This window comes from Burkholderia sp. E168m15 (assembly GCF_016586105.1).
In the GTDB taxonomy this organism is placed as follows: Bacteria; Pseudomonadota; Gammaproteobacteria; order Burkholderiales; family Burkholderiaceae; genus Burkholderia; species Burkholderia orbicola.
Genome location: NZ_BCPO01000020.1, coordinates 23,653 through 48,094 on the forward strand (window position 1 = coordinate 23,653; position 24,442 = coordinate 48,094).

Here is a 24,442-nt window from a genome sequence, read left to right on the forward strand (position 1 = left end):
TATTTGACAGTAAATTGAAATGATCCGAGGAAACGGATCGTCAGGCAGGCGGAGTGCCGTCGGACGGGGCAGCCGTCGCGCGGCGGCGCGCACGCTTCGACGCGCCGTTGACGAGCGCCCAGCGTAGCACGGGGGCGACCGCGCGGATGCCCGGCCGGACCACCGCGCGCCGCAACGGCGCGAACGTCGACACGCCGAGCATGCGCTGCGCCCACGGCGGCAGCAGGTCGATCCCGGCATGCATCACCAGCGACGCGGCAGGCCGCAGCGCGGGCCTCGCGACGGGCACGTTCAGCAGGATGGACATCACGTCGAAGGTACGCGGCCCGGCTTCGAGCTCGGGCAGCATGCGCGCGAGATAGGCCGCTACCTCGGCGCGCGAACGCGGCACCTCGTGCGCGCCGAGCAGTTCGGCGATCAGTGCCGTTTCCGTGTAATAGCGGTCCTGCAACTCGCCCGACAGCGCCGGATTCACGTAACGCAGATGCGCGGCGAGGAAGCTCGACACTTCCGCGACGTGCACCCAGGTGAGCAACGCGGGATCGTCGGCGCGGTACGGCCGTCCGTCCGGCGCGCTGCCCGAGACGTGCGCATGGATCGCTTTCACGCGTTCGATCAGCGCGAGCGCGTCCGCGCGGCTGCCGAACGTCGTTCCCGTGATGAACGTGGCGGTGCGCCGCAAGCGGCCGAAGATGTCGGTGCGGAACGACGAATGATCCCAGACACCCGCGAGCGCGAGCGGGTGGAGCGCCTGCAGCAGCAGCGCGGCGATGCCGCCCGTCATCATCGACGTGAAATCGGCATGCACGCGCCAGCAGACGGCGTCGGGGCCGAACAGCCCTGGGTCGCCAGGCGGTGAAGAGAGATCGATCGATGGACCGCCACCGCCGGCCGTCAGGTGCGTGATGCCGGCCACGAGCCGCTTGCGGATCGGCTCGGCCCAGCGCGGGCCCGGCGCGGGTGCGGTGGGGTGGCGGCTGGGCGGCGTCGTCATGGCGGGTGCGGCTCGGGTGGCGGATTACTCGCCGTCGGGGGTATCCCACTCGTCGCGTTCGGTGCGGCGCGCATCGGGCACCGACAGCCCGAAGTGGCGATACGTGAGCAGCGTCGCGACGCGCCCGCGCGGCGTGCGCTGCAGGAAGCCCTGCTGGATCAGGTACGGTTCGAGCACGTCCTCGATCGTGTCGCGCTCCTCGCCGATCGCCGCCGCGAGGTTGTCGATGCCGACCGGGCCGCCGTCGAACTTGTACAGGATCGCTTCGAGCAGCTTGCGGTCCATCAGGTCGAAGCCGACCGGATCGACGTCGAGCATCGCGAGCGCGGCGTCGGCAACGGCCGCGGTGATCTGGCCGTCGGCCTTCACTTCCGCGAAGTCGCGCACGCGGCGCAGCAGCCGGTTCGCGATCCGCGGCGTGCCGCGCGCGCGCTTCGCGATTTCCAGCGCGCCGTTCGGATCGATCTGCGCATTCAGCAGCGACGCCGAGCGGCGCACGATGCGCGACAGTTGTTCGGCGTCGTAGAACTCGAGGCGCGCGACGATCCCGAAACGATCGCGCAGCGGGTTGGTCAGCATCCCCGCGCGGGTGGTTGCGCCGACCAGCGTGAACGGCTGCAGGTCGAGCTTCACGCTGCGCGCGGCCGGGCCTTCGCCGATCATGATGTCGATCTGGTAATCCTCGAGCGCCGGATACAGGATTTCCTCGACGACCGGCGACAGCCGGTGGATCTCGTCGATGAACAGCACGTCGTTCGCTTCGAGGTTCGTCAGCAGCGCGGCGAGATCGCCCGCGCGCTCGAGCACGGGGCCCGACGTCTGACGCAGGTTCACGCCCATCTCGCGCGCGATGATGTGTGCGAGCGTCGTCTTGCCGAGACCCGGCGGCCCGAACAGCAGCACGTGATCGAGCGGCTCGGAGCGGCGCTTCGCGGCTTCGATGAAGATCTCGAGCTGGCCGCGCACCTTTTCCTGGCCGACGTAGTCGTCGAGCTGGCGCGGCCGCAACGCACGTTCGAACACCTCCTCGTGCGACGAGGCGGGCGTGGCGGCGATGATCCGCTGCTCGGTGGCGAGTTTGTCGGTTTCAATCATGCGGCCATTGTACCGCGCGGCGCAGGCGGGACCACCTGGCCGAACGGCCGACTGGCGAGCGCCGCGCGGCGGCGCGACACTGGCTTCGACGGCCGGATCGAACGTGCGTTACGCCTTTGACAGCGCCTTCAGCGCGAGCTTGATGCCTTCGGACACGCCGGTGCCGGCCGGCACGTTCTTGATCGCGGCGAGGCCTTCCTTTTCGGAGTAGCCGAGCGCGAGCAGCGCGTTGAGGATGTCGGTCGCGTGGTCGGACGGCGACGCGGCGCCGGCGAGCGCGCCGAGGTCGGCGCCGAGCTTGCCCTTCAGTTCGAGCAGCAGGCGCTCGGCGGTCTTCTTGCCGATGCCGGGCAGGCGCGTGAGGCGGGCGGCGTCCTGCATCGTCACGGCCTGCGCGAGCTCCTGCACGCTCATGCCGGACAGCACGGCGAGCGCCATGCGCGCGCCGATGCCGGTGATCTTCAGCAGCTCGCGGAAGGTCGTGCGCTCCTGCGGCGTCAGGAAGCCGTACAGCAGGTGCGCGTCCTCGCGGACGATCTGCTGCGTGAGCAGCACGACACGCTCGCCCGTTTGCGGCAGGTTGTAGAAGGTGCTCATCGGCACGTCGATTTCGTAGCCGACGCCGTTGCAGTCGACGAGCAGATGAGGCGGGTTCTTTTCGAGCAGGATGCCGGCGATGCGACCGATCATGGAGGACGGGATGCGAGGAAGAAAGCGCGAGTGTAGCGCACGCGCGGCGCAATGCCGATGGGCGCGGCCGTCAGGCCGAAGCGGCGCGTGTCGCGGGTATGTCGGGTGAGGGTAAAGCGGGCAAGCGGCCAACCCGGTCCAGGCGGCCCACGCAGTGGAGCCGACGCGTCGGGCCACGGGCCGCGATGCGCGGCAGCGTCAGCCGACCAACCTGCCGCGCCGCACGCGCAGCCCTTTCTGCGCGAGCGCCGGCGCCAGGCCGCCCAGCGTGCTGAGCGTGTTGCCGCCGTGCGCGTGGCAGATCGCCATGCCGAGCGCGTCGGCTGCGTCGGAGCCCGGCTGGCCGGACAGGTTGAGCAGCCGCGTGACCATTTCCTGCATCTGCGTCTTGGTTGCACGGCCGTAGCCGACCACGGCCTGCTTGAGCTGCAGGGCCGTGTATTCAGCGACCGGCAGCCCGCCCGCGACGAGGCCGCAGATCGCGGCGCCGCGCGCCTGGCCGAGCAGCAGCGTCGACTGCGGGTTCACGTTGACGAACACCTTTTCGATCGCGGCCTGGTCGGGCGCGTGTTCGCGCACGATCGTCGAGACGCCCTGGAAGATCGTGCCGAGCCGGGTGGCCAGATCGGCCGTCGGTGTGCGGATCACGCCGCTCGTGACATAGGCGAGCCGGTGGCCGCTGACGTCGATGACGCCGAAGCCGGTGACGCGCAGGCCGGGGTCGATGCCGAGAATTCGCATGAGTGAGGAGAGTGGCGTGATGCAGCGATACTACAACGAATGGTGCGGCAAGCCGGTCGCCCGGTCGTGCGCGAAGGCGCCGCGCAATAAAAAAACCCGGCGGGGGTGATGCCGCCGGGTTCCCGTGCAGCGGCCGCGCGGGCCGCATGCTGCGATCAGTGACGGAAGTGACGCACGCCCGTCAGGACCATCGCGATACCGTGCTCGTCGGCCGCCGCGATCACTTCGTCGTCGCGCATCGAGCCGCCCGGCTGGATCACGCAGGTCGCGCCGGCCGCCACGACGACGTCGAGGCCATCGCGGAACGGGAAGAACGCATCCGACGCGACGGCCGAGCCGGCCAGCGTCAGGCCCGCGTTCTGCGCCTTGATGCTCGCGATGCGCGCGGAATCGACGCGGCTCATCTGGCCGGCGCCGACGCCGAGCGTCATGCCGTTGCCGCAGAACACGATCGCGTTCGACTTCACGTATTTCGCGACGCGCCACGCGAACAGCAGGTCGTCCATTTCCTTCGCGGTCGGCTGGCGCTTCGTGACGACGCGCAGCTCGCTCGGCTGCACGTTGCGCGAATCGAGCGATTGCACGAGCAGGCCGCCGCCGACGCGCTTCAGGTCGAATGCGTTGTGGCCGTCACCCAGTGCAATCTCGAGCAGGCGCACGTTCTGCTTCGCGGCGAACACCTGCTTCGCGGCGTCGGAGAACGACGGGGCGATCAGCACTTCGACGAATTGCTTCGCCACCGCCTGCGCGGCCGCTTCGTCGACTTCGCGGTTGAACGCGATGATGCCGCCGAATGCGGAGGTCGGGTCGGTCTGGAACGCCTTCGCATATGCGTCGGCCGAGTCGTTGCCCACCGCGACGCCACACGGGTTCGCATGCTTGATGATCACGCAGGCCGGCGCGTCGAACGTCTTCACGCACTCCCACGCCGCGTCCGAATCCGCGATGTTGTTGTACGACAGTTCCTTGCCCTGCAGCTGGCGGTAGTTCGCCAGCGCGCCGGCCGGCGTCGCGAGGTCGCGGTAGAACGCCGCGCTCTGGTGCGGGTTCTCGCCGTAGCGCAGGTCCTGCACCTTGTCGAATGCCAGGTTCAGCGTGGCCGGGTACGTGCTGCGCGATGCGTGCTTCAGCTCGTCGGTCAGGCTCGTCAGGTAGTTCGTGATCGCGCCGTCGTATTGCGCGGTGTGCGCGAACACCTTCGTCGCGAGGCGGAAGTTGGTCGGGTAGCCGACCGTGTTGCCGTTCGCCTTCATTTCATCGAGCACGACCGCGTAGTCGGCCGGATCGACGACGACCGTCACGTCGCGGTGGTTCTTCGCGGCCGAGCGCAGCATCGTCGGGCCGCCGATGTCGATGTTCTCGATCGCGTCGGCGAGCGTGCAGTCGTCCTTCGCGATCGTCGCGACGAACGGATACAGGTTCACGACGAGCAGGTCGATCGTCGGGATGCCGTGCTGTTCCAGCGCCTGCATGTGCTCGGGCAGGTCGCGGCGGGCGAGGATGCCGCCGTGCACCTTCGGGTGGAGCGTCTTCACGCGCCCATCGAGCATTTCCGGGAAGCCCGTGTAATCGGCCACTTCGGTCACGGGCAGGCCGGCGTCGGCGAGGAGTTTCGCGGTGCCGCCCGTCGACAGCAGCATGACGCCGAGGTCGGACAGCGACTTCGCGAAGTCGACGATGCCGGTCTTGTCGGAAACGGAAATGAGCGCTTGCTTGATCATGATGGAACCACCAATAGCCAGGGAAACGGGGACGGGACGGCCGCCTACAGCAGGCCGTGCTGCTGCAGCTTCTTGCGCAGCGTATTGCGATTGATGCCGAGGTACTCGGCGGCGAGCGACTGGTTGCCGCCGGCCTGTACGAGCACGACCTCGAGCATCGGCTTTTCGACGCAGGACATCACCATTTCATAGACGTCGTGCGGATTGGAGCCGTCTAGATCCCGGAAATAAACGTCCAGGCTCTCGCGGACACATTGTTCGATGTTGTGCTTGCTCATGCTGCTAACTGGTTATGGTCGTCCGACTCGCCCTGGCTGTTCTCCGCTTCGTCATCGACGTAGACGAGGTGGTCCGACAGCGCCTTTTGCGCTTCGAAGAAAGCATTGACGGCGGCGAGCTGCTCGCGGGTGGAATCGAGCGTGTTCATTCGGTGCCGGAACCCGTTGGCACCGGAAAGGCCGCGAGTGTACCAGCCGATGTGCTTGCGCGCAGTACGCACACCGGTGAATTCGCCATAGAAAGCGTAGTGGTCTTCCAGGTGTTCGTTCATCACGTGCTGGATCTCGTCGATCCGCGGCGGGGGCAGCAGCTCGCCGGTTTGCAGGAAATGATCGATTTCGCGGAACAGCCACGGCCGGCCTTGCGCGGCACGACCGATCATCAGCGCGTCGGCGCCGGTTGCATCGAGCACGGCCTTCGCCTTGGCGGGCGACGTAATGTCGCCGTTCGCGACGACCGGAATCCGCACGGCCGCCTTCACGGCCGCGATGGTGTCGTACTCGGCGTCGCCGCGGTAGAGGTCGGCGCGCGTGCGGCCATGCACGGTGAGCATCGAGATGCCGGCCGCTTCGGCCAGGCGCGCGACCGTGATCGCGTTCTTGTGCTCGCGGTCCCAGCCGGTGCGGATCTTCAGCGTGACGGGCACCGCATCGGGCCCCGTGCCGACCGCCGCGACGACCGCCTCGACGATCCGCTGCACGAGCGGCTCGTTCTGCAGCAGCGCGGAGCCGGCCGCGACGTTGCAGACCTTCTTCGCCGGGCAGCCCATGTTGATGTCGATGATCTGCGCGCCGTTGTCGACGTTGTAGCGGGCCGCTTCGGCCATCATCGCCGGATCGGCGCCGGCGATCTGCACCGCGATCGGCTCGACTTCGCCTTCGTGGTTCGCGCGCCGCATCGTCTTCGCGCTCTTCCACAGCTGCGCGTTGGACGCGACCATCTCGGACACGGCGTAACCGGCCCCCAGCCGCTTGCACAGCTGGCGGAACGGACGATCCGTCACCCCGGCCATCGGGGCGACGAACAGGTTGTTACGCAATACGTGAGGGCCGATAACGGGCATCGCAATGGCACCGCCCACGACAAGCGCGGGCAGGGGAAGGGAAGACGGAAAACGGGCATTTTACCGTATTCCCACGCCCCGCCGATTTGACCCGGTTTGCCTGGTTTGCCCGAAGAGGCCGTGCGGTGCGCCGCGTGTCAGTTGCGCTGGCCGAACATCATCTGGCGCGCGATCACCTTTTTAAGCGGCGGCACGAATTCGAGCGCGGTGAGCGCCGCGCCGCGCAGCAGCGGAAGCAGGCCCGCGTCGATCGTAAACAGGCGCGCGAGCGTGTCGGTCGCGCCGATCGTGAGGCGCCGGTCGAGCGCGCGGCGCGCGTTGAAGGTCGCGAGCGCGGTCGCTTCGAAGCCTTGCGCGGACAGCGTGTCGACGAGCGTGTGCGCGTCGCGCAGCCCGAGGTTGAGCCCCTGCCCCGCAACCGGGTGCAGCGTCTGCGCGGCATTGCCGACGATCGCGATGCGGCCGCTGACGAGCGTCTGCGCCGCGTTCAGGCCGAGCGGGAACGACGCGCGCCCGGTGATCGCGACGAATTCGCCCATGCGCTCGCCGAACACGCTGCCGAGCTCGCGCAGGAACGCGTCGTCGGGCAGCGCGGCACGTCGCGCCGCTTCGTCGGGCGTACAGCACCAGACGAGCGAGTAGTCGGCCTGGCGCGGCCCGCCGAGCGGCAGCAGCGCGAGCGGGCCTTCGTGCGTGAAGCGTTCCCACGCGACGTTCGGGCGCGGCGCCGATACCGTGACCGTGCCGACGAGCGCGGTCTGCCCGTAGTCGCGGCGATGTTTGCCCGCGTCGGCCTGCTGTTCATGGAACAGCCCGCCTTCGGCATTGATGACGATGCGCGCGCGCAGCGTGCGCCCGCCTTGCGGGCCGTCGAGCGTCAGCGTGACGCCGTCGGCATCCTGCTGCGGCGTGTGCGCGGTGGTCGACGTGAGCCAGTCGACCCGCGTGCCGCGCACGGCGCCCGCGAGCGCCTGCACGATCGAGCCGTAGCGCACGACGTAGCCGAGCGCGGCGAGCGCGTGTTCGTCGCGGTCGATCAGCGTGCGGCCGAAATGGCCGCGCTGCGATACGTGGATATGTTCGATCGGCGTGGCGTCGGCAGGCCACGCGAGCGTGTCGAGCAGCACGCGGCTGCCGTGCGATACGGCGATCGCGCGCGGGTCGTTCGCGCTCGCGGCCGGTTCGCGCGCATCGATCAGCGCGATCGATGCGTGCCGCGTCGCGCTGCGGCGCGCGAGCCAGCCGGCGAGCGCGAGCCCGACGGGGCCGGCGCCGACGATGGCGAGATCGTAATCCGGCGTGGCCGGGGAGGAAGCGGTCGTCATCTTGATTCGTGAAACGGAGGTAACGGTCGGCGGCCGGTCATGCGTCCGCGCGCATCAGCGCCTCGATCTCGTCGGCCGCGACCGGCACGCCGCGCGTGATCAGCTCGCAGCCGTGCTCGCGTACGATCGCATCGTCCTCGATGCGGATGCCGATGTTCCAGTACTCGGGCGGCACGTCGTCGGCCGCGCGCACGTACAGGCCGGGCTCGACGGTGAGCGTCATGCCGGGTTTCAGCGTGCGCCACGGCAGCGCGCCGTTGGCGTCGCGCGCGGCGAGCCGCTCGCGGTAGTCGCCGCAGTCGTGCACGTCCATCCCGAGCCAGTGGCCGGTGCGGTGCATGTAGAAGCGCGTGTACGCGCGCTCGGCGATCACGTCGTCGACGTTCGAGAAGCGCGTTTTCGGGATGATGCCGGTGTCGAGCAGCCCCTGCGCGAGCACGCGTACGGCCGCGTCGTGCGGCGCCTCGAACGGCACGCCCGCGCGTGTCGCGTCGATCGCGGCCTGCTGCGCGGCGAGCACGATGTCGTACAGCGTGCGCTGCGCGGGCGAGAAGCGGCCGTTGGCCGGGAACGTGCGCGTGATGTCCGACGCATAGCCGTCGAGTTCGCACGCGGCGTCGATCAGGATCAGGTCGCCGTCCCGCGCGGCCGCGTTGCCGGCCGGATAGTGCAGCACGCACGCATTCGCGCCGGCCGCGACGATCGAGCCGTACGCGGGTGCCTGCGCGCCGTGCTTGCGGAACAGGTACAGCAGTTCGGCCTCGAGTTCGTATTCGCGGATGCCCGGGCGGCACACCTGCATCGCGCGGCGGTGCGCGAGCGCGGAGATGTGCGCGGCGCGCATCATGATCGCGAGTTCGTGTTCGTCCTTCACGAGCCGCATGTCGTCGAGCAGCGGCGTGAGGTCGAGCAGCGCGTCCGGTGCGGCGACGCCCGCGCGTGCCTGTGCGCGCACCGCGTCGATCCAGCCGGCGAGCTGGCGCTCGAAGTCGGCCGATGCGCCGAACCGGTAGTGCACGGTGCCCGCATCGGCGAGCAGGCGCGGCATCTCGGTGTCGATCACGTCGGTCGCGAAGGCCGCGTCGAAGCCGAACGCGTCGCGCGCGGCGTCGGGGCCGTAGTGAAAGCCTTCCCAGATCTCGCGGTCGACGTTCTTGGCGCGGCAGAACAGGATCGATTCCGGCGCGCCGTGCGGCGCGGCCGCGTTCAGCACGAGCACGGCGTCCGGCTCGGTGAAGCCCGTCAGGTAATGGAAGTAGCTGTCGAACCGGTACGGGTAGGCCGTATCGCGGTTGCGCAGCATTTCCGGCGCGGTGGGGACGATGGCGACGCCGCCGCCCGCGGCACGCAGTGCGGCAAGCACGCGTTCACGGCGCTGGCGGTAGACGTCGACGGCGATGGCGGTATCGAGGGGCGCATTCATCGTGCGATTGTAGCGCCGCGCGACGCGGTGCGTGAGAGCAGGGCCCGAAGCCGCACCGGCCAAGGCCCGCGCGGCGGCTGTTGCAAACCATCCACAGGCCGGACGGGCGATTTTCTACCCGGCTGCACCGGCCGGTTATGATCGACGACAACGTATACTCTCGGCAGTTCCCTTGAAAAGGCAGATGATGAAATTAATCGGTTCGCTCAGCAGCCCGTACGTCCGAAAGGCGCGGATCGTGCTTGCTGAAAAGAAGATCGACTACAAGCTGGAGCTCGAGGACGTGTGGGCGCCGGAGACGGATATTCATGCATCGAATCCGCTCGGCAAGGTCCCGTGCCTCGTGATGGAGGATGGTGCCGCGGTGTTCGATTCCCGCGTGATTTGCGAATACGTCGATACGCTGTCGCCGGTCGGCAAGCTGATTCCGCCGTCGGGCCGCGAGCGCGTCGAAGTGCGTTGCTGGGAGGCATTGGGCGACGGCGTGCTCGACGCAGCCGTCGCGATCCGTCTCGAACACACGATGCGCGACGAAGCGCAGCGCAGCGCGAGCTGGATCGCGCGTCAGCAACGCAAGATCGACGACGCGCTCGTCGCGATGTCGCAGGGCCTCGGCGGCAAGGCGTGGTGCGTCGGCAATCATTACACGCTCGCCGACATCGCACTCGGCTGCGCGCTCGGCTACCTCGACTTCCGGATGCCCGAGCTCAACTGGCGCGATCGCCACCCGAACCTGGACAAGCACTTCGTGAAGCTGCTGCAGCGGCAATCCTTCGCCGATACGCTGCCGCCGCAGAGCTGAGCCGGCCCGGTCCTCACGCATTCGGCAGACGAAAGAAAAGCGCCCCGCGGGGCGCTTTTCTTTTTGCGGCGCAGGCCGCCCGCCGCCGGAGCGGGGCGGCCGCCTGCATCAGTCGATCGACGCGTACACCGCTTCGCCGAGCGTGAACGAGTCGCTGCGGGCGATCGGCCACCACTTGTCGTACAGCGAGAAGCCGCAGGTCTGGCCGTCGAGCAGCGCACCGGGTTTCAGGTACTTCAGCAGTTGCGACATCAGCCGCACCTCGTGCGGCGCGACCCGCTGCACGATGTGATGCGCCCGCAGCTCGGACGGATGGGCGAGGCCGGCCGCCTGCACGAGTTCCTGCAGCGCATGCAGCGTATTGCGATGGAAGTTGTACACGCGCTCGGCCTTGTCGGGCACGACGAGCGCACGCTGGCGCACCGGGTCCTGCGTCGCGACGCCGGTCGGGCAGCGGTCGGTGTGGCAGTGCTGCGCCTGGATGCAGCCGACCGCGAACATGAAGCCGCGCGCCGAATTCACCCAGTCCGCGCCGATCGCGAGCGTGCGCGCGATGTCGAACGCCGTGATGATCTTGCCGCTGGCGCCGAGCTTCACGCGATCGCGCACGCCGATGCCGACGAGCGTGTTGTGCACGAGCAGCAGCCCCTCCTGCAGCGGCACGCCGACGTGGTCGGTGAATTCGAGCGGTGCCGCGCCGGTGCCGCCTTCCGCGCCGTCGACGACGATGAAGTCGGGCACGATGCCCGTCTCGAGCATCGCTTTCGCGATCCCGAAGAATTCCCACGGATGGCCGATGCACAGCTTGAAGCCGGTCGGCTTGCCGCCGGACAGCGTGCGCAGCCGCTCGACGAATTCGAGCAGCCCGCGCGGCGTCGAGAATTCCGAGTGCGTCGCGGGCGAGATGCAGTCCTTGCCCATCGGCACGCCGCGCGTCTCGGCGATTTCCGGCGTGATCTTCGCGGCCGGCAGCACGCCGCCGTGGCCGGGCTTCGCGCCCTGCGACAGCTTCACCTCGATCATCTTGACCTGCGGATCGGCGGCCTGTTTCGCGAACTTGTCGGGGTTGAATGTGCCGTCGTCGTTGCGGCAGCCGAAGTAGCCGGACGCGATTTCCCAGATGATGTCGCCGCCGTTCTCGCGGTGGTACTTCGACAGCGAGCCTTCGCCGGTGTCGTGCGCGAAGCCGCCTTTCTTCGCGCCGAGGTTCAGCGAGCGGATCGCGTTCGCGGACAGCGAGCCGAAGCTCATCGCCGAGATGTTGAAGATCGAAATGTCGTACGGTTGCGCGCGCGTCGCGCCGACGCGGATGCGGAAATCGTGGTTCGGCAGCTTCGTCGGCGCGAGCGAATGGCTGATCCATTCGTGCGCGACGGCCTTCACGTTCAGCTCGGTGCCGTACGGGCGGTTGTCGGCGACGTTCTTCGCGCGCTGGTAGACGAGGCTGCGCTGCGCACGCGAGAACGGCTTCTCGTCGGTGTCGTCCTCGACGAAGTATTGGCGGATTTCAGGTCGGATGAATTCGAACAGGAAGCGGAAGTGGCCCCAGAGCGGGTAGTTCCGCAGGATCGCGTGGCGGTCCTGGTTCAGGTCGTACAGGCCGAGCGCGACGAGGGCGATGGGGAGGATGATCCACAGCCACGAAAGCACGTGGATCGACGCGAGTGCGGCCGCGGCGATGAGCAGCAGGACAGCACACCACATCGCGAGGTAGCGTCTTGAAAGCATGGGGACTCCGTAAGAATCTTGAAATACCGCCATGCGTACGCTGCGCGGCGGCGCGCCGGCCGCGGCGGAATCGTGTTCCGCCGGGCGCGACGTGCCGCAAGTCTAAACCGAATGGATGTCAGCGTGCTTCGGCGAGCGCCGGCGCGTGGCCCGCCGACGTGGCCTGACCGGGCTGGCCGGTGGCCGCGGATTCGATGATGCCGCCGCCGAGGCAGATCTCGCCGTCGTACAGCACGGCCGACTGGCCGGGCGTGACGGCCCATTGCGCGTCGTCGAACGCGAGCGAGAAGCGCGCTTCGCCTGCCGGGCCGGCAGCCGCCGCGCCGAACACGCACGCCGCATCGGCCTGCCGGTAGCGCGTCTTCGCACCGCACGCGAAGCCGTCCGCCGGCGGCTCGCCGGCGACCCAGCTCACGTTGCCGGCGATGAGCTCGCGCGACAGCAGCCACGGATGATCGTGGCCCTGCACGACGTACAGCGTGTTCGACGCGATGTCCTTCGCGGCGACGAACCACGGCTCGCCGCTGCCGCTCTTGCTGCCGCCGAGGCCGATGCCCTTGCGCTGGCCGAACGTGTAGAACGCGAGGCCGATGTGCTCGCCGACCACCTTGCCGTCGGGCGTCTTCATCGGGCCGGGTTTGGTCGGAAGATAGCGGTTCAGGAAATCGCGGAACGGCCGTTCGCCGATGAAGCAGATGCCGGTCGAATCCTTCTTCTTCGCGTTCGGCAGCCCGATCTGCGCGGCGATCTCGCGCACCTTCGTCTTCGGGATCTCGCCGAGCGGGAACATCGTCTTCGACAGTTGCGCCTGGTTCAGCCGGTGCAGGAAGTACGACTGGTCTTTCGTATGATCGAAGGCCTTCAGCAGTTCGAAACGCCCGTCGCGTTCGCGCACGCGCGCATAGTGGCCGGTCGCGATCATTTCCGCGTCGAGCGACATCGCGTGGTCGAGGAACGCCTTGAACTTGATCTCGGCGTTGCACAGCACGTCGGGGTTCGGCGTGCGGCCGGCCGAGTATTCGCGCAGGAACTCGGCGAATACGCGGTCCTTGTATTCCGCGGCGAAGTTGACGGCTTCCACGTCGATGCCGATCAGGTCGGCCACCGACACGACGTCGATCCAGTCCTGGCGCGTCGAGCAGTACTCGCCGTCGTCGTCGTCTTCCCAGTTCTTCATGAACAGGCCGACCACGTCGTAGCCCTGTTCCTTCAGCAGCCACGCGGTCACCGACGAATCGACGCCGCCCGACATGCCCACCACTACACGGCGCTTGCTCATTTGCTGACCGCCTGACGTTCGAATGCCTCGGGGCGCGGGGCGACCGAATGCGTGTGCACGAAATCGAGCGGAACGCGCCGCCCGGCGAGATAGTCGTCGACGCAGCGCATCACCGCGGGCGAACGATGGCGCTCGCTGCAGGCGCGCAGCTCGTCGGCCGTCATCCACAGCGTGCGCACGATGCCATCGTCGAGCACGTGGCCCGCGACCGGTTCGCCGGCCGTGCCGCAGAACGTGAAGCGCAGGTAGGTCGCACCGGCGCTGCCGGGGCGCTCGTAGTGCGCGAGATAGACGCCGACGAGTGCGTCGGGCGTGAACGGGTGCGCGGTTTCCTCGAGCGTTTCGCGGATCACGGCGTCGGCCAGCGTTTCGCCGGCTTCCAGATGACCGGCCGGCTGGTTGATGCGCAGGCCCGTCGAGGTTTCTTCCTCGATCACGAGAAAGCGGCCGGCGCGCTCGACGAGCGCGGCGACCGTCACATGCGGGGTCCAGAGTTCGGGTTTCATGGTCGGCATTTTACCGGTTGCGCCCGAACGCTGCCGGCCGTCTGGTTAGACGAATCCGACCCCCGGAGTTCATCCGTCCGGGCGCGGCGCGACGGCACGGACCAAACGGATGTCGCATTCGAGCACGGTCGTGCGGAAAGTGCTGGCGGGGGCATCGCTTTCGGTTAAAGTGCAGCGTGAAAGCCGTTGCTCGTGAGCCGGTAAGTCAGCCTGTCCGGCTCGTTGCGCAGTAAAGAATGCAAGAAAAGAAATACTGACAATGACTGGAGGAACTGACGATGCATATTGGAGTGCCTGCTGAAACGCGGGCCAACGAGGCGCGCGTGGCCGCGACGCCGGAAACCGTGAAGAAATACGCGGCGGCCGGCCATCGGGTCAGTATCGCGAAAGGGGCCGGCAGTGCCGCCAGCTATCCCGATGAAGCCTATGTGGCCGCCGGCGCAGAATTGACCGACCAGTCGGCCGCTTTTGCCGCCGACCTCGTGCTGAAGGTCCAGGCGCCCACCGACGCCGAACTGCCGTTGCTCAAGCGCGGCGCCGTGCTGGTCGGCATGCTCGAGCCGTTCAACGGCGAGCAGGCGGCGCAACTCGCCGCGGCCGGCGTGACCGGTTTCGCGCTCGAGGCCGCGCCGCGCACCACGCGTGCGCAGAGTCTCGACGTGCTGTCGTCGCAGGCGAACATCGCCGGCTACAAGGCCGTGCTGGTGGCCGCGTCGCTGTATCCGCGCTTCATGCCGATGTTGATGACGGCCGCGGGCACCGTGAAGGCGGCGCGCGTGCTGATTCTCGGCGCGGGCGTCGCGGGCCTGCAGGCGATCGCGACCGCGAAGCGGCTGGGCGCGGTGATCGAGGCATCCGACGTGCGGCCGGCGGTGAAGGAGCAGATCGAGTCGCTCGGCGCGAAATTCCTCGACGTCCCGTTCGAAACCGACGAAGAGCGCGAAGCTGCGCAGGGCGTCGGCGGCTATGCGCGCCCGATGCCGCCGTCGTGGCTCGGCCGTCAGGCCGCGCTCGTGCACGAACGCGCGAAGCAGGCCGACATCGTGATCACGACCGCGCTGATTCCCGGCCGCCCGGCGCCGACGCTGATCTCGGTGGACACCGCGCAGTCGATGAAGCCCGGTTCGGTGCTCGTCGATCTCGCGGCCGGCCGCGGCCCGGAAGTCGACGGCCGCAAGGGCGGCAACTGCCCGCTGACCGTCGCCGACCAGGTGATCGTGCACAACGGCGTGACGATCGCCGGCTACACGAACCTCGCGTCGATGGTCGCGTCGGACGCGTCGGCGCTGTATGCACGCAACCTGCTCGACTTCCTGAAGCTGATCGTCACGAAGGAAGGCACGCTGAATATCGACCTGACCGACGACATCGTCGCCGCGACGCTGCTGTGCCGCGACGGTGAAGTCACGCGCAAATAACGGAGGAGACCATGGAAGTCATCAATCACACGGTGATCAACGTGATCATCTTCGTGCTGGCGGTGTACGTCGGCTACCACGTCGTCTGGAACGTCACGCCGGCGCTGCATACGCCGCTGATGGCCGTGACCAACGCGATCTCGGCGATCGTGATCGTCGGCGCGATGCTCGCGGCGGCGCTCACCGTCGGCGCGACCGGCAAGTTCTTCGGCACGCTCGCGGTCGCGCTCGCGGCCGTCAACGTGTTCGGCGGCTTTCTCGTGACGAGGCGCATGCTCGAGATGTTCCGCAAGAAGGAGCCCAAGCGTGTCGAGGGCGGCAAGGAGGGCGCGCGATGAGCATGAACGTCGTTACGCTGCTGTACCTCGTCGCGTCGGTGTGCTTCATCCAGGCGCTGAAGGGGCTGTCGAACCCGAAGAGCGCGCGGCGCGGCAACCTGTTCGGGATGGTCGGGATGGCCATCGCGATCCTCACGACGATCGCGCTGATCGTCAAGCAGGCCGCATGGCTCGGCGCGAACCTGCCGCTCGGCCTCGCGCTCGTGCTCGGCGCGCTGATCGTCGGCGGGGGCGTCGGGGCATTCGTCGCCGCGCGCGTCGAGATGACGAAGATGCCGGAACTCGTCGCGGCGATGCACTCGCTGATCGGTCTCGCGGCCGTGTGCATCGCGTATGCGGTCGTGTCGGAGCCGGAAGCATTCGGGCTCGTGCCGCAGGACGCGGTGTCGTCGAGCTTCATCCCGTACGGCAACCGCGTCGAGCTGTTCATCGGCACGTTCGTCGGCGCGATCACGTTCTCCGGGTCGGTGATCGCGTTCGGCAAGCTGTCGGGCAAGTACAAGTTCCGGCTGTTCCAGGGCGCGCCGGTCGTGTATGCCGGCCAGCACCTGATCAACCTGATGCTCGCGATCGCGATGCTCGGCTTCGGCATCCTGTTCTTCATCACGCAGGCGTGGCTGCCGTTCATCATCATGACGGCGATCGCGTTCGTGCTCGGTGTGCTGATCATCATCCCGATCGGCGGCGCGGACATGCCGGTGGTCGTGTCGATGCTGAACTCGTACTCGGGCTGGGCCGCGGCCGGCATCGGCTTCTCGCTGAACAACGCGATGCTGATCATCGCCGGCTCGCTGGTCGGCTCGTCGGGCGCGATCCTGTCGTACATCATGTGCCACGCGATGAACCGCTCGTTCTTCAACGTGATCCTCGGCGGGTTCGGCGGCGAAGCGGCGGCCGGCGGCGCGGCGGGCGCGCAGGAGCAGCGGCCGGTGAAGTCGGGTTCGGCCGACGACGCGGCGTTCATGCTCGGCAACGCGGAATCGGTCGTGATCGTGCCGGGTTACGGGCTCGCCGTCGCCCGCGCGCAGCACGCGCTGAAGGAGCTGACCGACAAGCTGGTCGAGAAGGGCATCGACGTGAAGTACGCGATCCACCCGGTTGCGGGGCGGATGCCGGGCCACATGAACGTGCTGCTCGCGGAAGCGGAAGTGCCGTACGAGATCGTGCACGAGATGGAGGACATCAACGGCGAATTCGGTCAGGTGGACGTGGTGCTCGTGCTCGGCGCGAACGACGTCGTGAACCCGGCCGCGAAGAACGATCCGAAATCGCCGATCGCGGGGATGCCGATCATCGAGGCGTACAAGGCGCGCACGGTGATCGTCAACAAGCGCTCGATGGCGGCCGGCTACGCGGGGCTCGACAACGACCTGTTCTACATGGACAAGACGATGATGGTGTTCGGCGATGCGAAGAAGGTCATCGAGGATATGGTGAAGGCCGTCGAGTAACGTACGCCCCCGGCTACGCGGCGCCTGCTTCGATGCGCGGCGCCGCGCCCCCGGACAGGCCCGACCGGTACAAGAAGCCGGCCGGGCCTTTTTCATGGGGCGACGAGGCGTGCGACGCAGGCGGCGATCGCGTCGCGTACGCGCACGATCGCCGGATCGCGCTGCGTGCTCGTGCGCCAGCCGATTTCGACCGGATAGCGCGGCAGGTCGACCGGGCACGCGAGCGCACGCAGCGAGGTCGCCTGCGCGATCGCATGCGCCGCGTGCGCGGGAATCGTCGCGACCGCGTCGGAGCCGGCGAGCAGGTACGGCAGCGCGGCGAAATGCGTGGTCGATGCCGCGACGCGCCGTTTGTGGCCGAGCGCGGCCAGCGCCTCGTCGACGATCCCGATCACGCCGCCCGACGACACGAGCAGATGGTCGCGCCGCAGGAACTCGGCGAGCGTCAGCGTGCGCGGCGCCCGCGCGCGGCCGGCCGGATCGATCAGGCACGCATAGCCGCCGGTCGCGACCGCGCGCCGGCTGAGCCCGTTCGCCGAGAACCCGCCCGACGCGATCGCGAGGTCGATGCCGTGACGCAGCAGCGCGTCGCCGGCGATGCCGCTGTGGGTCTGCCGGAAGATCAGCCGGATGCCGGCGGCTTCGTGCGCGACCGCGTCGATCAACGCACGGCCGAGCGCGATCTCGAAATCGTCGGACAGCCCGATCGAGATCGTGCGGCCGACGCGGTCGCCACCGTCGGCCGCGATCGCGAGGCTTTCGCGGCAGCGGTCGAGCGCATCGGACAGGATCGGCTTCAGTTCGTCCGCGCGCGGCGTCGGCGCGAGCCCGCGGCCGGTGCGCACGAACAGCGGATCGGCATAGATCACGCGCAGCCGCCCGAGCGCCGCGCTGACCGCCGACTGCGTGAGGTCGAGCCGCAGCGCCGCGCGGCTCGCGCCGCCTTCCTCGTACAGCGCCTCGAACACCTTCAGCAGGTTCAGGTCGAGGCCGGCGATATCATCTACATTCATGTCAGTTATCGTTGTATCGATTTGATCGATGAAATGATATCGACAAAGATGGCGTCATCCCACTCACCGCATTCACCGGAGACGCCTTCATGTCCACCTCAGTCATCGCCGCGCTGCAGATCGGCGCGTCGCCCGCCGGCACGCGCGCCACGCTCGACACGATCCTCGGCTACGAAACCGCGATCCGCGACAGCGGCGCGTCGCTGGTCGTGCTGCCCGAGGCCGTGCTCGGCGGCTATCCGAAAGGCGAGATCTTCGGCACGCGGCTTGGCTACCGGCTGCCCGAGGGGCGCGACGCGTATGCGCGCTACGCCGCGCAGGCGATCGACGTGCCGGGGCCGGAAACCGACGAGCTGGCCGCGCTGTCGCAGCGCACCGGCGCGAGCCTCGTGGTCGGCGTGATCGAGCGCGGCGGCAGCACGCTGTACTGCACGGCGCTGTTCTTCGATCCGCGCGACGGGCTCGTCGCGAAGCACCGCAAGCTGATGCCGACCGGCACCGAGCGGCTGATCTGGGGGCAGGGTGACGGCTCGACGCTGCCGGTCGTCGACACGGCCGCAGGCCGCGCGGGCGCCGCGATCTGCTGGGAGAACCACATGCCGCTGCTGCGCTGCGCGATGTACGCGAAAGGCGTGCAGATCTGGTGTGCGCCGACCGTCGACGAGCGCGACGTGTGGCAGAGCTCGATGCGGCACATCGCGCACGAAGGGCGCTGCTTCGTCGTGAGCGCGTGCCAGGTGCAGCCGTCGCCGCGCGCGCTCGGCATCGACGTGCCGGGCTGGGACCCCGAGCGGCCGCTGATCCGCGGCGGCAGCGTGATCGTCGGGCCGCTCGGCGAACTGCTGGCGGAGCCGCTGATCGGCGAGGCCGGGCTCGTGACCGCGCGGATCGACACCGACGAGCTCGTGAAGGCGCGCTACGACTTCGACGTCGTTGGCCACTATGCGCGTGCGGACGTGTTTTCGCTGCACGTCGACGAGCGGCCGAAGCGGCCGGTGGTGTTCGGTGGGTGACGAAAGTGGGGCCGGGCGCCACATGGCGCCCGGAAAATGAAGGGCGGCGCGTGTCCGCCGCCTTGCCACGTCAGCGCGTCAGCGCATGGGCGCTTCCGCGATCCGCATGTAGTCGGCGATCCGCCGGCCTTCCATGTCCGGAAACTGCTCGTGCACGGTGATGTCGCCCATCCGCGCGATGTCGAAGGTGCGGAAATCGCCGCGCAGCTCGCACCACGCGCCGATCGTCCAGCGCCCGCCCCAGTAGACGAGCCCGAGCGGCCAGACGCGTCGCTGAGAATGCGCGCCGAGCCGGTCGCGGTAGTCGAAGCTGACGATGTGGCGCGTGTCGATCGCCTGGTGGATCGCGTCGACCTTCGCGCAAAACGTCTCGTCGATGTGGAACGACGGCGCGAACACGGGCAGCCGGTCGAGCGCCGTGCGCTTGTCGGCCGGCATCGCCGACGCGATCTTCGCGAGCGCCGAGCGCGCGCCGCTCGCGAAGCGCGCGCCGCCCCAGGTCTCGAGCATGCGCGCGCCGGTGGCGAGCGCCGCCAGCTCCTCGGCCGTGAACGTGAGCGGCGGCAGGCTCGCGTTGCGGTTCAGCCGGTAGCCGATGCCGGCTTCGCCTTCGATCGGCACCCCTGACAGTTGCAGGTCGCGCACGTCGCGATAGACCGTGCGCGGCGACACCGACAGCCAGTCGGCCAGCTGTTGCGCGGTCGTGAGACGACGCCCGCGCAACAGCTCGGCGATCTGGAACAGGCGGTCGGCACGGCGGGTCATGACAGCACCTCGATTCCTCTGGCGACGGGGACTTCGCGATGATAGCGCCGCGCCGGCCCGCTGACCGCTGCGCTCAGTGGCATTTCGGCGCGTGCAGGCCGACGCGGTTGCCTTCCGTGTCGATCAGGTAGCCGACGTAGCCGTAGTTGTTCGGCAGCTCGACGACCGAGCCCTGCACGACGCCGCCCGCGCGCTTCGCGCGTTCGAGCGCCGCGACGACCGATTCGCCGGCGTTCAGGTAGACGAGCACGCCGTTCGCGCTCGGCTTGATCTGCTGCGGATCGAACACGATGCTACCGCCCGTGCTCGACGCGTCGCGATCGAACGTCGCCATCGGCACGCCGCCGATGACCGCGCGCTGCAACGTGGTTTGCAGCACGGTTTCGTAGAAGCGGATCGCGCGGTCGAAATCGAGGGACGGAATGTCGAACCAGGCGATCGCGCGTTCCGGGGTGGCAGTGGCGGTTGCTGACGTCATGACGAGCTCCTTGTTGCGTTGTTTGCGTTGTTATGCGGATTCGGTGTGGAAACCAGCCTGCATTGCGCCGGGATTGCAGTGTGAGCGCGGGCTGCTGACACCGTATTGTCAGTAGAGTTGTCATCTGTCTGGTCGAGCCGCACGCCGGCGGTCGTGAAGCTGACCGCCACGCACGACGGGCTCGCGCCCGGTTCGGAGAGGGATCGCGGGATTCGCGGCGGCTGGCCGGTCGTGCTGTCGAGCCTGAAGTCGCTGCTCGAGACGGGGCACGCGCTGCCGTTCACGATGGCGCGCTGGTCGCAGTCGAAGCCCTGACCGGCTCCGCAAAAGCACAGGGGCCGCGATGGCGGCCCCTGGAAGTCGTTGCGCGTGGAAGCGGACGGCTGGCTTACGCGTCGTCGCCTTCCGCTGCCGCCGGGCGCGCCTTCACGCTGCCGGCGATCAGGTCGAAGCGGAACAGCCGGCATTCGAGCGCGCCGTTGAACAGCGGCGTCTTGGCCGATTCGCGCAGGCGCAACTGGCCCGGCAGCGAACGGTCGGACGTCAGCAGGAATGCCTGCCAGCCCGTGAAGCGCTGCTTCAGCGCATCGCCGAGCGCGTTGAAGAACTCGCTGTCCGGCGCGTCGGTGTGCGTGCGGCGGAATGCGTCGTCGTTGCCGCGGTTGCGGCCGGTTTCGCGCACCTCGCCGCGCGCGCTGCGGCCGCGCACTTCGATCCGCTCGCCGTACGGCGGGTTCGCGAGGAGGATGCCCGGCCCGTCGCACGGCGGCGTCATCCCGCGCGCGTCGACCTGCTTGAGCCACACCGACGGCACGCCCGCGCGTTCGAGGTTCGCGCGCGCCTTCTCGAGCATGTCGCCGGAGATGTCGCTGCCGTACACGCCGAGCGCTTCGCCGCGCTTGGCGCGCGCTGCACGCTTCGCGTCGAGCGCCGGGACCTTCAGCCCTTGCCATGCGGTGATGTCGTACTGCTTGAGCTTTTCGAAGCCGAACCGGCGCTCGACGCCGGGCGCCACGCCAAGCGCGATCTGCGCGGCTTCCGCGAGGAACGTGCCGCTGCCGCACATCGGGTCGTACAGCGCGGTGCCGGGCGTCCAGCCCGTCAGGCGCAGGATGCCGGCCGCGAGGTTCTCGCGCAGCGGCGCCGCCCCCTTGTCGAGACGCCAGCCGCGCTTGAACAGCGGCTCGCCCGACGTGTCGAGGTACAGCGTGCACTCGTTGACGGTCAGGAACGCGAACACGCGCACGTCCGGCGCACCGGTGTCGATGCTCGGGCGCGAGCCGGTTTTCTCCCGCATCCGGTCGCAGATCGCATCCTTCACGCGCAGCGTCGTGAATTCGAGGCTCTTCAGCGGCGACTTGATCGCGGTGATGTCGATGCGCAGCGTCTGCGTCGACGCGAACCAGCGTTCCCACGGCTGCTCGAGCGCGAGCGCGTAGACGTCCTGTTCGTTGCGGTACGGGCCGTGCGCGATCTTCAGCAGGATCCGGCTCGCGATCCGCGAATGGAGGTTCGCGGCCATGCCGGCGGCCCAGCCGCCGCTGAAATGGACACCGCCCGGCACCTGCGCGCCCGCGGTGAACGGCGCGCCGTTCAGGTGGCGGCCGGCGATTTCGGCCAGCTCGGCGGCAAGCGCCGCTTCGAGGCCGCGCGGGCAGGGGGCGAAGAATTCGAACAGGGTGGGCGAGGACATAAGGCGGGTGAGGACGTGCAAAAGTCCACTATTGTACGCGGCGCGGGCGACCGGGGCCGGCGTTTCGGCGCGGCGGCGTCGGGGCGACGGCCGCTCGCGCGTGCCGGGAGGGCGGCGAGGGGCGCCCGGCCGGGCGCCGCCACCGCGCCACAAGTCAGTGCGTGCCCGGCTGGCCGGCGCGCGCGGCGGGGTTGCCCGCCGGCCAGAACAGCGCGAGCGGGTTCGACAGCACCGTGCGGACGATCGCCGCGACGAGCGCACGCACCTTGGTCGGCCGCAGGCTGCGCGAGCGCACGGCCATCGTGAACGCGAGCGCGAAGCTCACGAGCACGTTGAGGATCGCCATGCTGAGCACGCCTGCGGCGGCCCACCACAGCTCGGGCGTGCCGAGCGCACCCTTGCCCAGCACGCCGAGCGCGATCCCGATCGAGCCGGCCGACAGCGTCACGTGCCGCACCTCGAACGGGAACATGAACACGGTGACGATCGCCGGCACGAGGCCGAGCATCAGGCCGAGGCCGACGTTCGCGACCACGCCGGCGACGTTCGAGCGGCAGAAGTGCGCGAGCTTCGCGGCGCCGGTCGCGCCGAGCGTCAGGCGCAGCCGGCGGTTGTACGTGAGCGCGTCGCCGACCCGGTGCAGCACGAACCAATTGTCGGCCCAGCCCGCGAGCAGGCTCGACGCCCACAGCAGCACGCCGGTGAGCGCGGCATAGAACGGCGTCGGGCCGAGCAGCGAGAACGAATGCAGCGTCGCGTGCGCCTTCTCCGGCGAGATCAGGTTCGCGTGCAGCACGTTGCTCGCGAACAGCTGCACGAGCAGGCACACGGGCAGCACGACGAGCACGTTGCCGGAAATCGCGGCCGCCTGCGTGCGGATCAGCGCGATCACCGACGCGACGAACGTCTTCACGCCTTCCTCGTGGCCGGTGTCGTCGAGCTCGCGTGCGAGCGTCGGCGCGGTCATCGCGGGCTGCTTGGTCGCGAGCGTGAAGTGCAGGAAGTGCATCAGCATGAAGCTGGCCGCGTAGTTGATGCCCGCGAGCAGCCCTTCGAGCATCGACTGCAGGTGCGCGCCCGTGATCGCGAACTTCACGCACACGGTCACGACGGTGACGAGGCCGCCGCCCGCGGCCATCCGCAGCATCTTCAGGTACTCGGTGCGGCCGCGCGAGATGTAGTGCTCGCCGGTGTCCGCGTTGGTCTCGACGAGCTTGCGCGCGAACAGCGAGAAGTTGCTGCGCACGAGGTGCGCGACGCTCTGGCTGTTCTGGTTCGCGTCGACCAGCTCGGCGGTCAGGTGCGCCATCCCGTGCAGGTCGTCGCGTGCCATCCACGCGTTCAGCAGCGTTTCCGCGCGCAGGATGCGCATGCGCATCCGCTCGACCTGGAACACGATGTCGACCGACACGCCGTTGCGGTACAGGTGCGCGAACACGTCGTCGACGGCGATCCGGCATTCGTCGAGCAGCACGCGCAGGTAGTTCACCTCGTGCAGCAGCTTGCTCGGGTCGCCGCCGTCCTCGACGGCCGCATGCGCGGTCTCGACCGCGAGCATCGCGCGGGTGAGGCGGTAGAACGGCTGCGATTCGAGCGGCTTGCGCGCATCGTCGTCGGACAGCCGGCTGCGCACCGTCTGCGACAGGCCGGTCGAGCTGATCTGGCAGGTCAGGTTGTGCAGCGCGGCCAGCAGGTCGCGCGAGAACGAGCCGGGCTCGTGGCGCTCTTCCTCGGTGACGTCGAACGAGATCAGGCCGGCGAGGCGCGCGAGCAGGTCGTCGGGCAGCGCGTCGATCCATTTCGCGTCCTCGGGCGCGGGGAACATCAGCGTGAACAGCGCCGACAGTTCGCGGCGGTTCGGCGCGGGCGGGATCAGCGACGAATCGATCCGCTCGAACAATGCGCCGAAGAAGCCCGAATGCACCGGCATGCCGGCGTCGCACAGCAGCGAGATGCCGTCGCACTCGCGCAGGATGCCGCGCAGGATGCGCGCCGCGTGCGCTTTCCACGCGGGGTTGCGGTCGAGCACGTGGAACAGGTAGCGCAGCCGCGCATGGGCCGGATACGTGCGCGTGTCGGCGTCGCGCTCGGCCGGCGTGTCCTGCACCGTACCGTTGCGGCGCAGCCAGTGCGCGAGCTCGATCAGCCATTCGCTGCGCTCGGCGTACGACGCGTCGGCGTCGGCATGCGCGAGCAGCGCATCGAGCTGGTGACCGGCATTGCGCGACGCGCGCCACTTCTTGATCAGGGTCGTCAGGGAACGAAACATAAACGGGATAGCGAAAGCCCGGGACGGGCGGGTTCGGGATGCCGGCCGGGGAAACGGCGCGACGCCGGTGAGAACGGGTGAGACGGGGCCGGTGCCGGACGGGGCACGGCGACCCGCGATGCGGCTGCCCTGCCGCGGTGCACGCGATTCGCGTGCGGGCGCCGGGAGGCACGGCGGTCGGGCCGAGCGCGGCCCGGCGCCGCCGGCTCGCGCGCACGACTTACGGCGCGAGCCTGAAAGTGCGTAGGATCGTCAATCGGGCCGGAAAACGCAAGCCGACCGCATTGCATGACGCGGGTTCCGGCGGCTTTGACAAAGAATGTCATGGCCGTTCGGCCAGTGAAGGCAGTGCGCGGGG

At 68.8% G+C, this 24,442-nt stretch carries 22 protein-coding genes and 1 pseudogene; 6 read left to right on the top strand and 17 right to left on the bottom strand.

Translation table 11 applies throughout. The features are described 5' to 3' along the window. Positions 1–40: 40 nt before the first annotated feature. From JMF86_RS03045 to JMF86_RS03085, 9 genes are all read right to left on the bottom strand, one after another. On the bottom strand, positions 41–994 hold the full coding sequence (locus tag JMF86_RS03045; RefSeq protein ID WP_078040662.1) for an oxygenase MpaB family protein: 954 nt from the start codon (positions 992–994) through the stop codon (positions 41–43). Positions 995–1,018: 24 nt separating this feature from the next. After that, positions 1,019–2,089: a Holliday junction branch migration DNA helicase RuvB gene (gene ruvB / locus JMF86_RS03050; RefSeq protein ID WP_078040663.1), complete on the bottom strand. Its 1,071-nt coding sequence runs from the start codon at positions 2,087–2,089 to the stop codon at positions 1,019–1,021. A 108-nt stretch (positions 2,090–2,197) separates the two neighbouring features. After that, positions 2,198–2,779 (bottom strand): Holliday junction branch migration protein RuvA, encoded by a 582-nt coding sequence (gene ruvA / locus JMF86_RS03055; protein ID WP_021162490.1) that lies wholly within the window; start codon positions 2,777–2,779, stop codon positions 2,198–2,200. Between the two features lie 198 nt (positions 2,780–2,977). Beyond that, positions 2,978–3,520 carry a crossover junction endodeoxyribonuclease RuvC gene (gene ruvC, locus JMF86_RS03060; RefSeq protein WP_006476894.1) on the bottom strand — a complete coding sequence of 181 codons (543 nt, stop codon included), beginning with the start codon at positions 3,518–3,520 and terminating at the stop codon, positions 2,978–2,980. Positions 3,521–3,675: 155 nt separating this feature from the next. After that, positions 3,676–5,241 carry a bifunctional phosphoribosylaminoimidazolecarboxamide formyltransferase/IMP cyclohydrolase gene (gene purH, locus JMF86_RS03065; protein ID WP_125380840.1) on the bottom strand — a complete coding sequence of 522 codons (1,566 nt, stop codon included), beginning with the start codon at positions 5,239–5,241 and terminating at the stop codon, positions 3,676–3,678. Positions 5,242–5,285: 44 nt separating this feature from the next. Beyond that, positions 5,286–5,519 (bottom strand): Fis family transcriptional regulator, encoded by a 234-nt coding sequence (locus JMF86_RS03070; RefSeq protein WP_006476892.1) that lies wholly within the window; start codon positions 5,517–5,519, stop codon positions 5,286–5,288. Beyond that, positions 5,516–6,583 (bottom strand): tRNA dihydrouridine synthase DusB, encoded by a 1,068-nt coding sequence (gene dusB / locus JMF86_RS03075; protein ID WP_006476891.1) that lies wholly within the window; start codon positions 6,581–6,583, stop codon positions 5,516–5,518. The genes JMF86_RS03070 and dusB overlap by 4 nt, the downstream gene beginning before the upstream one ends. Positions 6,584–6,720: 137 nt before the next feature. Then, positions 6,721–7,908: a UbiH/UbiF/VisC/COQ6 family ubiquinone biosynthesis hydroxylase gene (locus tag JMF86_RS03080; RefSeq protein WP_078040665.1), complete on the bottom strand. Its 1,188-nt coding sequence runs from the start codon at positions 7,906–7,908 to the stop codon at positions 6,721–6,723. Positions 7,909–7,945: 37 nt separating this feature from the next. Next, on the bottom strand, positions 7,946–9,331 hold the full coding sequence (locus tag JMF86_RS03085) for an aminopeptidase P N-terminal domain-containing protein (RefSeq protein ID WP_125380839.1): 1,386 nt from the start codon (positions 9,329–9,331) through the stop codon (positions 7,946–7,948). A gap of 187 nt (positions 9,332–9,518) precedes the next feature. On the opposite strand from JMF86_RS03085, the gene JMF86_RS03090 reads away from it, so the two are divergent. Next, a complete protein-coding gene (locus JMF86_RS03090; protein ID WP_027813221.1) occupies positions 9,519–10,133 on the top strand; it encodes a glutathione S-transferase family protein in 615 nt (204 codons plus the stop codon). A 108-nt stretch (positions 10,134–10,241) separates the two neighbouring features. Here JMF86_RS03090 and JMF86_RS03095 read toward each other — a convergent pair whose 3' ends face one another. The 3 genes from JMF86_RS03095 to JMF86_RS03105 form a co-directional block, all read right to left on the bottom strand. Next, positions 10,242–11,861: an FMN-binding glutamate synthase family protein gene (locus JMF86_RS03095; RefSeq protein WP_125380838.1), complete on the bottom strand. Its 1,620-nt coding sequence runs from the start codon at positions 11,859–11,861 to the stop codon at positions 10,242–10,244. 118 nt (positions 11,862–11,979) lie between these two features. Next, positions 11,980–13,140 carry a tRNA 2-thiouridine(34) synthase MnmA gene (gene mnmA, locus JMF86_RS03100; RefSeq protein ID WP_125380837.1) on the bottom strand — a complete coding sequence of 387 codons (1,161 nt, stop codon included), beginning with the start codon at positions 13,138–13,140 and terminating at the stop codon, positions 11,980–11,982. Continuing rightward, entirely contained in the window at positions 13,137–13,646 is a 510-nt protein-coding gene (locus JMF86_RS03105) for an NUDIX hydrolase (RefSeq protein ID WP_034174623.1), read from the bottom strand. Before JMF86_RS03105 ends, mnmA begins: the two co-directional genes overlap by 4 nt. 278 nt (positions 13,647–13,924) lie before the next feature. Between JMF86_RS03105 and JMF86_RS03110 the strand changes: the two genes are divergently transcribed. Genes JMF86_RS03110 through JMF86_RS03120 form a run of 3 tightly spaced genes read left to right on the top strand, consistent with a single transcriptional unit; the run spans position 13,925 to position 16,853 of the window. Further along, positions 13,925–15,064, top strand: a complete 1,140-nt coding sequence (locus JMF86_RS03110; RefSeq protein WP_006476885.1) for a Re/Si-specific NAD(P)(+) transhydrogenase subunit alpha — start codon at positions 13,925–13,927, stop codon at positions 15,062–15,064. 11 nt (positions 15,065–15,075) lie between these two features. After that, on the top strand, positions 15,076–15,402 hold the full coding sequence (locus tag JMF86_RS03115) for an NAD(P) transhydrogenase subunit alpha (protein ID WP_006476884.1): 327 nt from the start codon (positions 15,076–15,078) through the stop codon (positions 15,400–15,402). Continuing rightward, positions 15,399–16,853, top strand: a complete 1,455-nt coding sequence (locus JMF86_RS03120; protein ID WP_006483443.1) for an NAD(P)(+) transhydrogenase (Re/Si-specific) subunit beta — start codon at positions 15,399–15,401, stop codon at positions 16,851–16,853. The genes JMF86_RS03115 and JMF86_RS03120 overlap by 4 nt, the downstream gene beginning before the upstream one ends. 92 nt (positions 16,854–16,945) lie before the next feature. Here the strand turns inward: JMF86_RS03120 and JMF86_RS03125 are convergent, their stop codons facing one another. Further along, positions 16,946–17,866, bottom strand: a complete 921-nt coding sequence (locus tag JMF86_RS03125; protein WP_053526783.1) for a LysR family transcriptional regulator — start codon at positions 17,864–17,866, stop codon at positions 16,946–16,948. Between the two features lie 89 nt (positions 17,867–17,955). On the opposite strand from JMF86_RS03125, the gene JMF86_RS03130 reads away from it, so the two are divergent. Further along, positions 17,956–18,879 (top strand): carbon-nitrogen hydrolase family protein, encoded by a 924-nt coding sequence (locus JMF86_RS03130; protein WP_006476882.1) that lies wholly within the window; start codon positions 17,956–17,958, stop codon positions 18,877–18,879. A gap of 78 nt (positions 18,880–18,957) precedes the next feature. On the opposite strand, the gene JMF86_RS03135 is transcribed toward JMF86_RS03130, so the two are convergent. After that, on the bottom strand, positions 18,958–19,644 hold the full coding sequence (locus JMF86_RS03135) for a YafY family protein (protein WP_011544611.1): 687 nt from the start codon (positions 19,642–19,644) through the stop codon (positions 18,958–18,960). Positions 19,645–19,717: 73 nt separating this feature from the next. Further along, complete coding sequence (locus JMF86_RS03140) at positions 19,718–20,122, bottom strand: VOC family protein (RefSeq protein WP_006476880.1); 405 nt, start codon at positions 20,120–20,122, stop codon at positions 19,718–19,720. Between the two features lie 119 nt (positions 20,123–20,241). Between JMF86_RS03140 and JMF86_RS03145 the strand changes: the two are divergent. Further along, positions 20,242–20,437, top strand: a pseudogene (locus JMF86_RS03145) (SRPBCC domain-containing protein); the annotation flags it as partial. Positions 20,438–20,510: 73 nt separating this feature from the next. Here JMF86_RS03145 and JMF86_RS03150 read toward each other — a convergent pair. Continuing rightward, entirely contained in the window at positions 20,511–21,815 is a 1,305-nt protein-coding gene (locus tag JMF86_RS03150; protein ID WP_006476879.1) for a class I SAM-dependent RNA methyltransferase, read from the bottom strand. Between the two features lie 154 nt (positions 21,816–21,969). After that, positions 21,970–24,084 carry a site-specific recombinase gene (locus JMF86_RS03155; protein WP_074801229.1) on the bottom strand — a complete coding sequence of 705 codons (2,115 nt, stop codon included), beginning with the start codon at positions 24,082–24,084 and terminating at the stop codon, positions 21,970–21,972. Positions 24,085–24,442: the final 358 nt, after the last annotated feature.

Coding starts and splice junctions, on each gene's coding strand:
- JMF86_RS03140 (WP_006476880.1), bottom strand. CDS start 20,122: ATGACGTCAGCAACCGCCACTGCCACCCCGGAACGCGCGATCGCCTGG.
- dusB (WP_006476891.1), bottom strand. CDS start 6,583: ATGCCCGTTATCGGCCCTCACGTATTGCGTAACAACCTGTTCGTCGCC.
- mnmA (WP_125380837.1), bottom strand. CDS start 13,140: ATGAGCAAGCGCCGTGTAGTGGTGGGCATGTCGGGCGGCGTCGATTCG.
- JMF86_RS03120 (WP_006483443.1), top strand. CDS start 15,399: ATGAGCATGAACGTCGTTACGCTGCTGTACCTCGTCGCGTCGGTGTGC.
- JMF86_RS03155 (WP_074801229.1), bottom strand. CDS start 24,084: ATGTTTCGTTCCCTGACGACCCTGATCAAGAAGTGGCGCGCGTCGCGC.
- JMF86_RS03080 (WP_078040665.1), bottom strand. CDS start 7,908: ATGACGACCGCTTCCTCCCCGGCCACGCCGGATTACGATCTCGCCATC.
- purH (WP_125380840.1), bottom strand. CDS start 5,241: ATGATCAAGCAAGCGCTCATTTCCGTTTCCGACAAGACCGGCATCGTC.
- ruvB (WP_078040663.1), bottom strand. CDS start 2,089: ATGATTGAAACCGACAAACTCGCCACCGAGCAGCGGATCATCGCCGCC.
- JMF86_RS03110 (WP_006476885.1), top strand. CDS start 13,925: ATGCATATTGGAGTGCCTGCTGAAACGCGGGCCAACGAGGCGCGCGTG.
- JMF86_RS03045 (WP_078040662.1), bottom strand. CDS start 994: ATGACGACGCCGCCCAGCCGCCACCCCACCGCACCCGCGCCGGGCCCG.
- JMF86_RS03095 (WP_125380838.1), bottom strand. CDS start 11,861: ATGCTTTCAAGACGCTACCTCGCGATGTGGTGTGCTGTCCTGCTGCTC.
- JMF86_RS03125 (WP_053526783.1), bottom strand. CDS start 17,866: ATGAATGTAGATGATATCGCCGGCCTCGACCTGAACCTGCTGAAGGTG.
- JMF86_RS03070 (WP_006476892.1), bottom strand. CDS start 5,519: ATGAGCAAGCACAACATCGAACAATGTGTCCGCGAGAGCCTGGACGTT.
- JMF86_RS03090 (WP_027813221.1), top strand. CDS start 9,519: ATGAAATTAATCGGTTCGCTCAGCAGCCCGTACGTCCGAAAGGCGCGG.
- ruvC (WP_006476894.1), bottom strand. CDS start 3,520: ATGCGAATTCTCGGCATCGACCCCGGCCTGCGCGTCACCGGCTTCGGC.
- JMF86_RS03130 (WP_006476882.1), top strand. CDS start 17,956: ATGTCCACCTCAGTCATCGCCGCGCTGCAGATCGGCGCGTCGCCCGCC.
- JMF86_RS03105 (WP_034174623.1), bottom strand. CDS start 13,646: ATGAAACCCGAACTCTGGACCCCGCATGTGACGGTCGCCGCGCTCGTC.
- ruvA (WP_021162490.1), bottom strand. CDS start 2,779: ATGATCGGTCGCATCGCCGGCATCCTGCTCGAAAAGAACCCGCCTCAT.
- JMF86_RS03150 (WP_006476879.1), bottom strand. CDS start 21,815: ATGTCCTCGCCCACCCTGTTCGAATTCTTCGCCCCCTGCCCGCGCGGC.
- JMF86_RS03135 (WP_011544611.1), bottom strand. CDS start 19,644: ATGACCCGCCGTGCCGACCGCCTGTTCCAGATCGCCGAGCTGTTGCGC.
- JMF86_RS03085 (WP_125380839.1), bottom strand. CDS start 9,331: ATGAATGCGCCCCTCGATACCGCCATCGCCGTCGACGTCTACCGCCAG.
- JMF86_RS03115 (WP_006476884.1), top strand. CDS start 15,076: ATGGAAGTCATCAATCACACGGTGATCAACGTGATCATCTTCGTGCTG.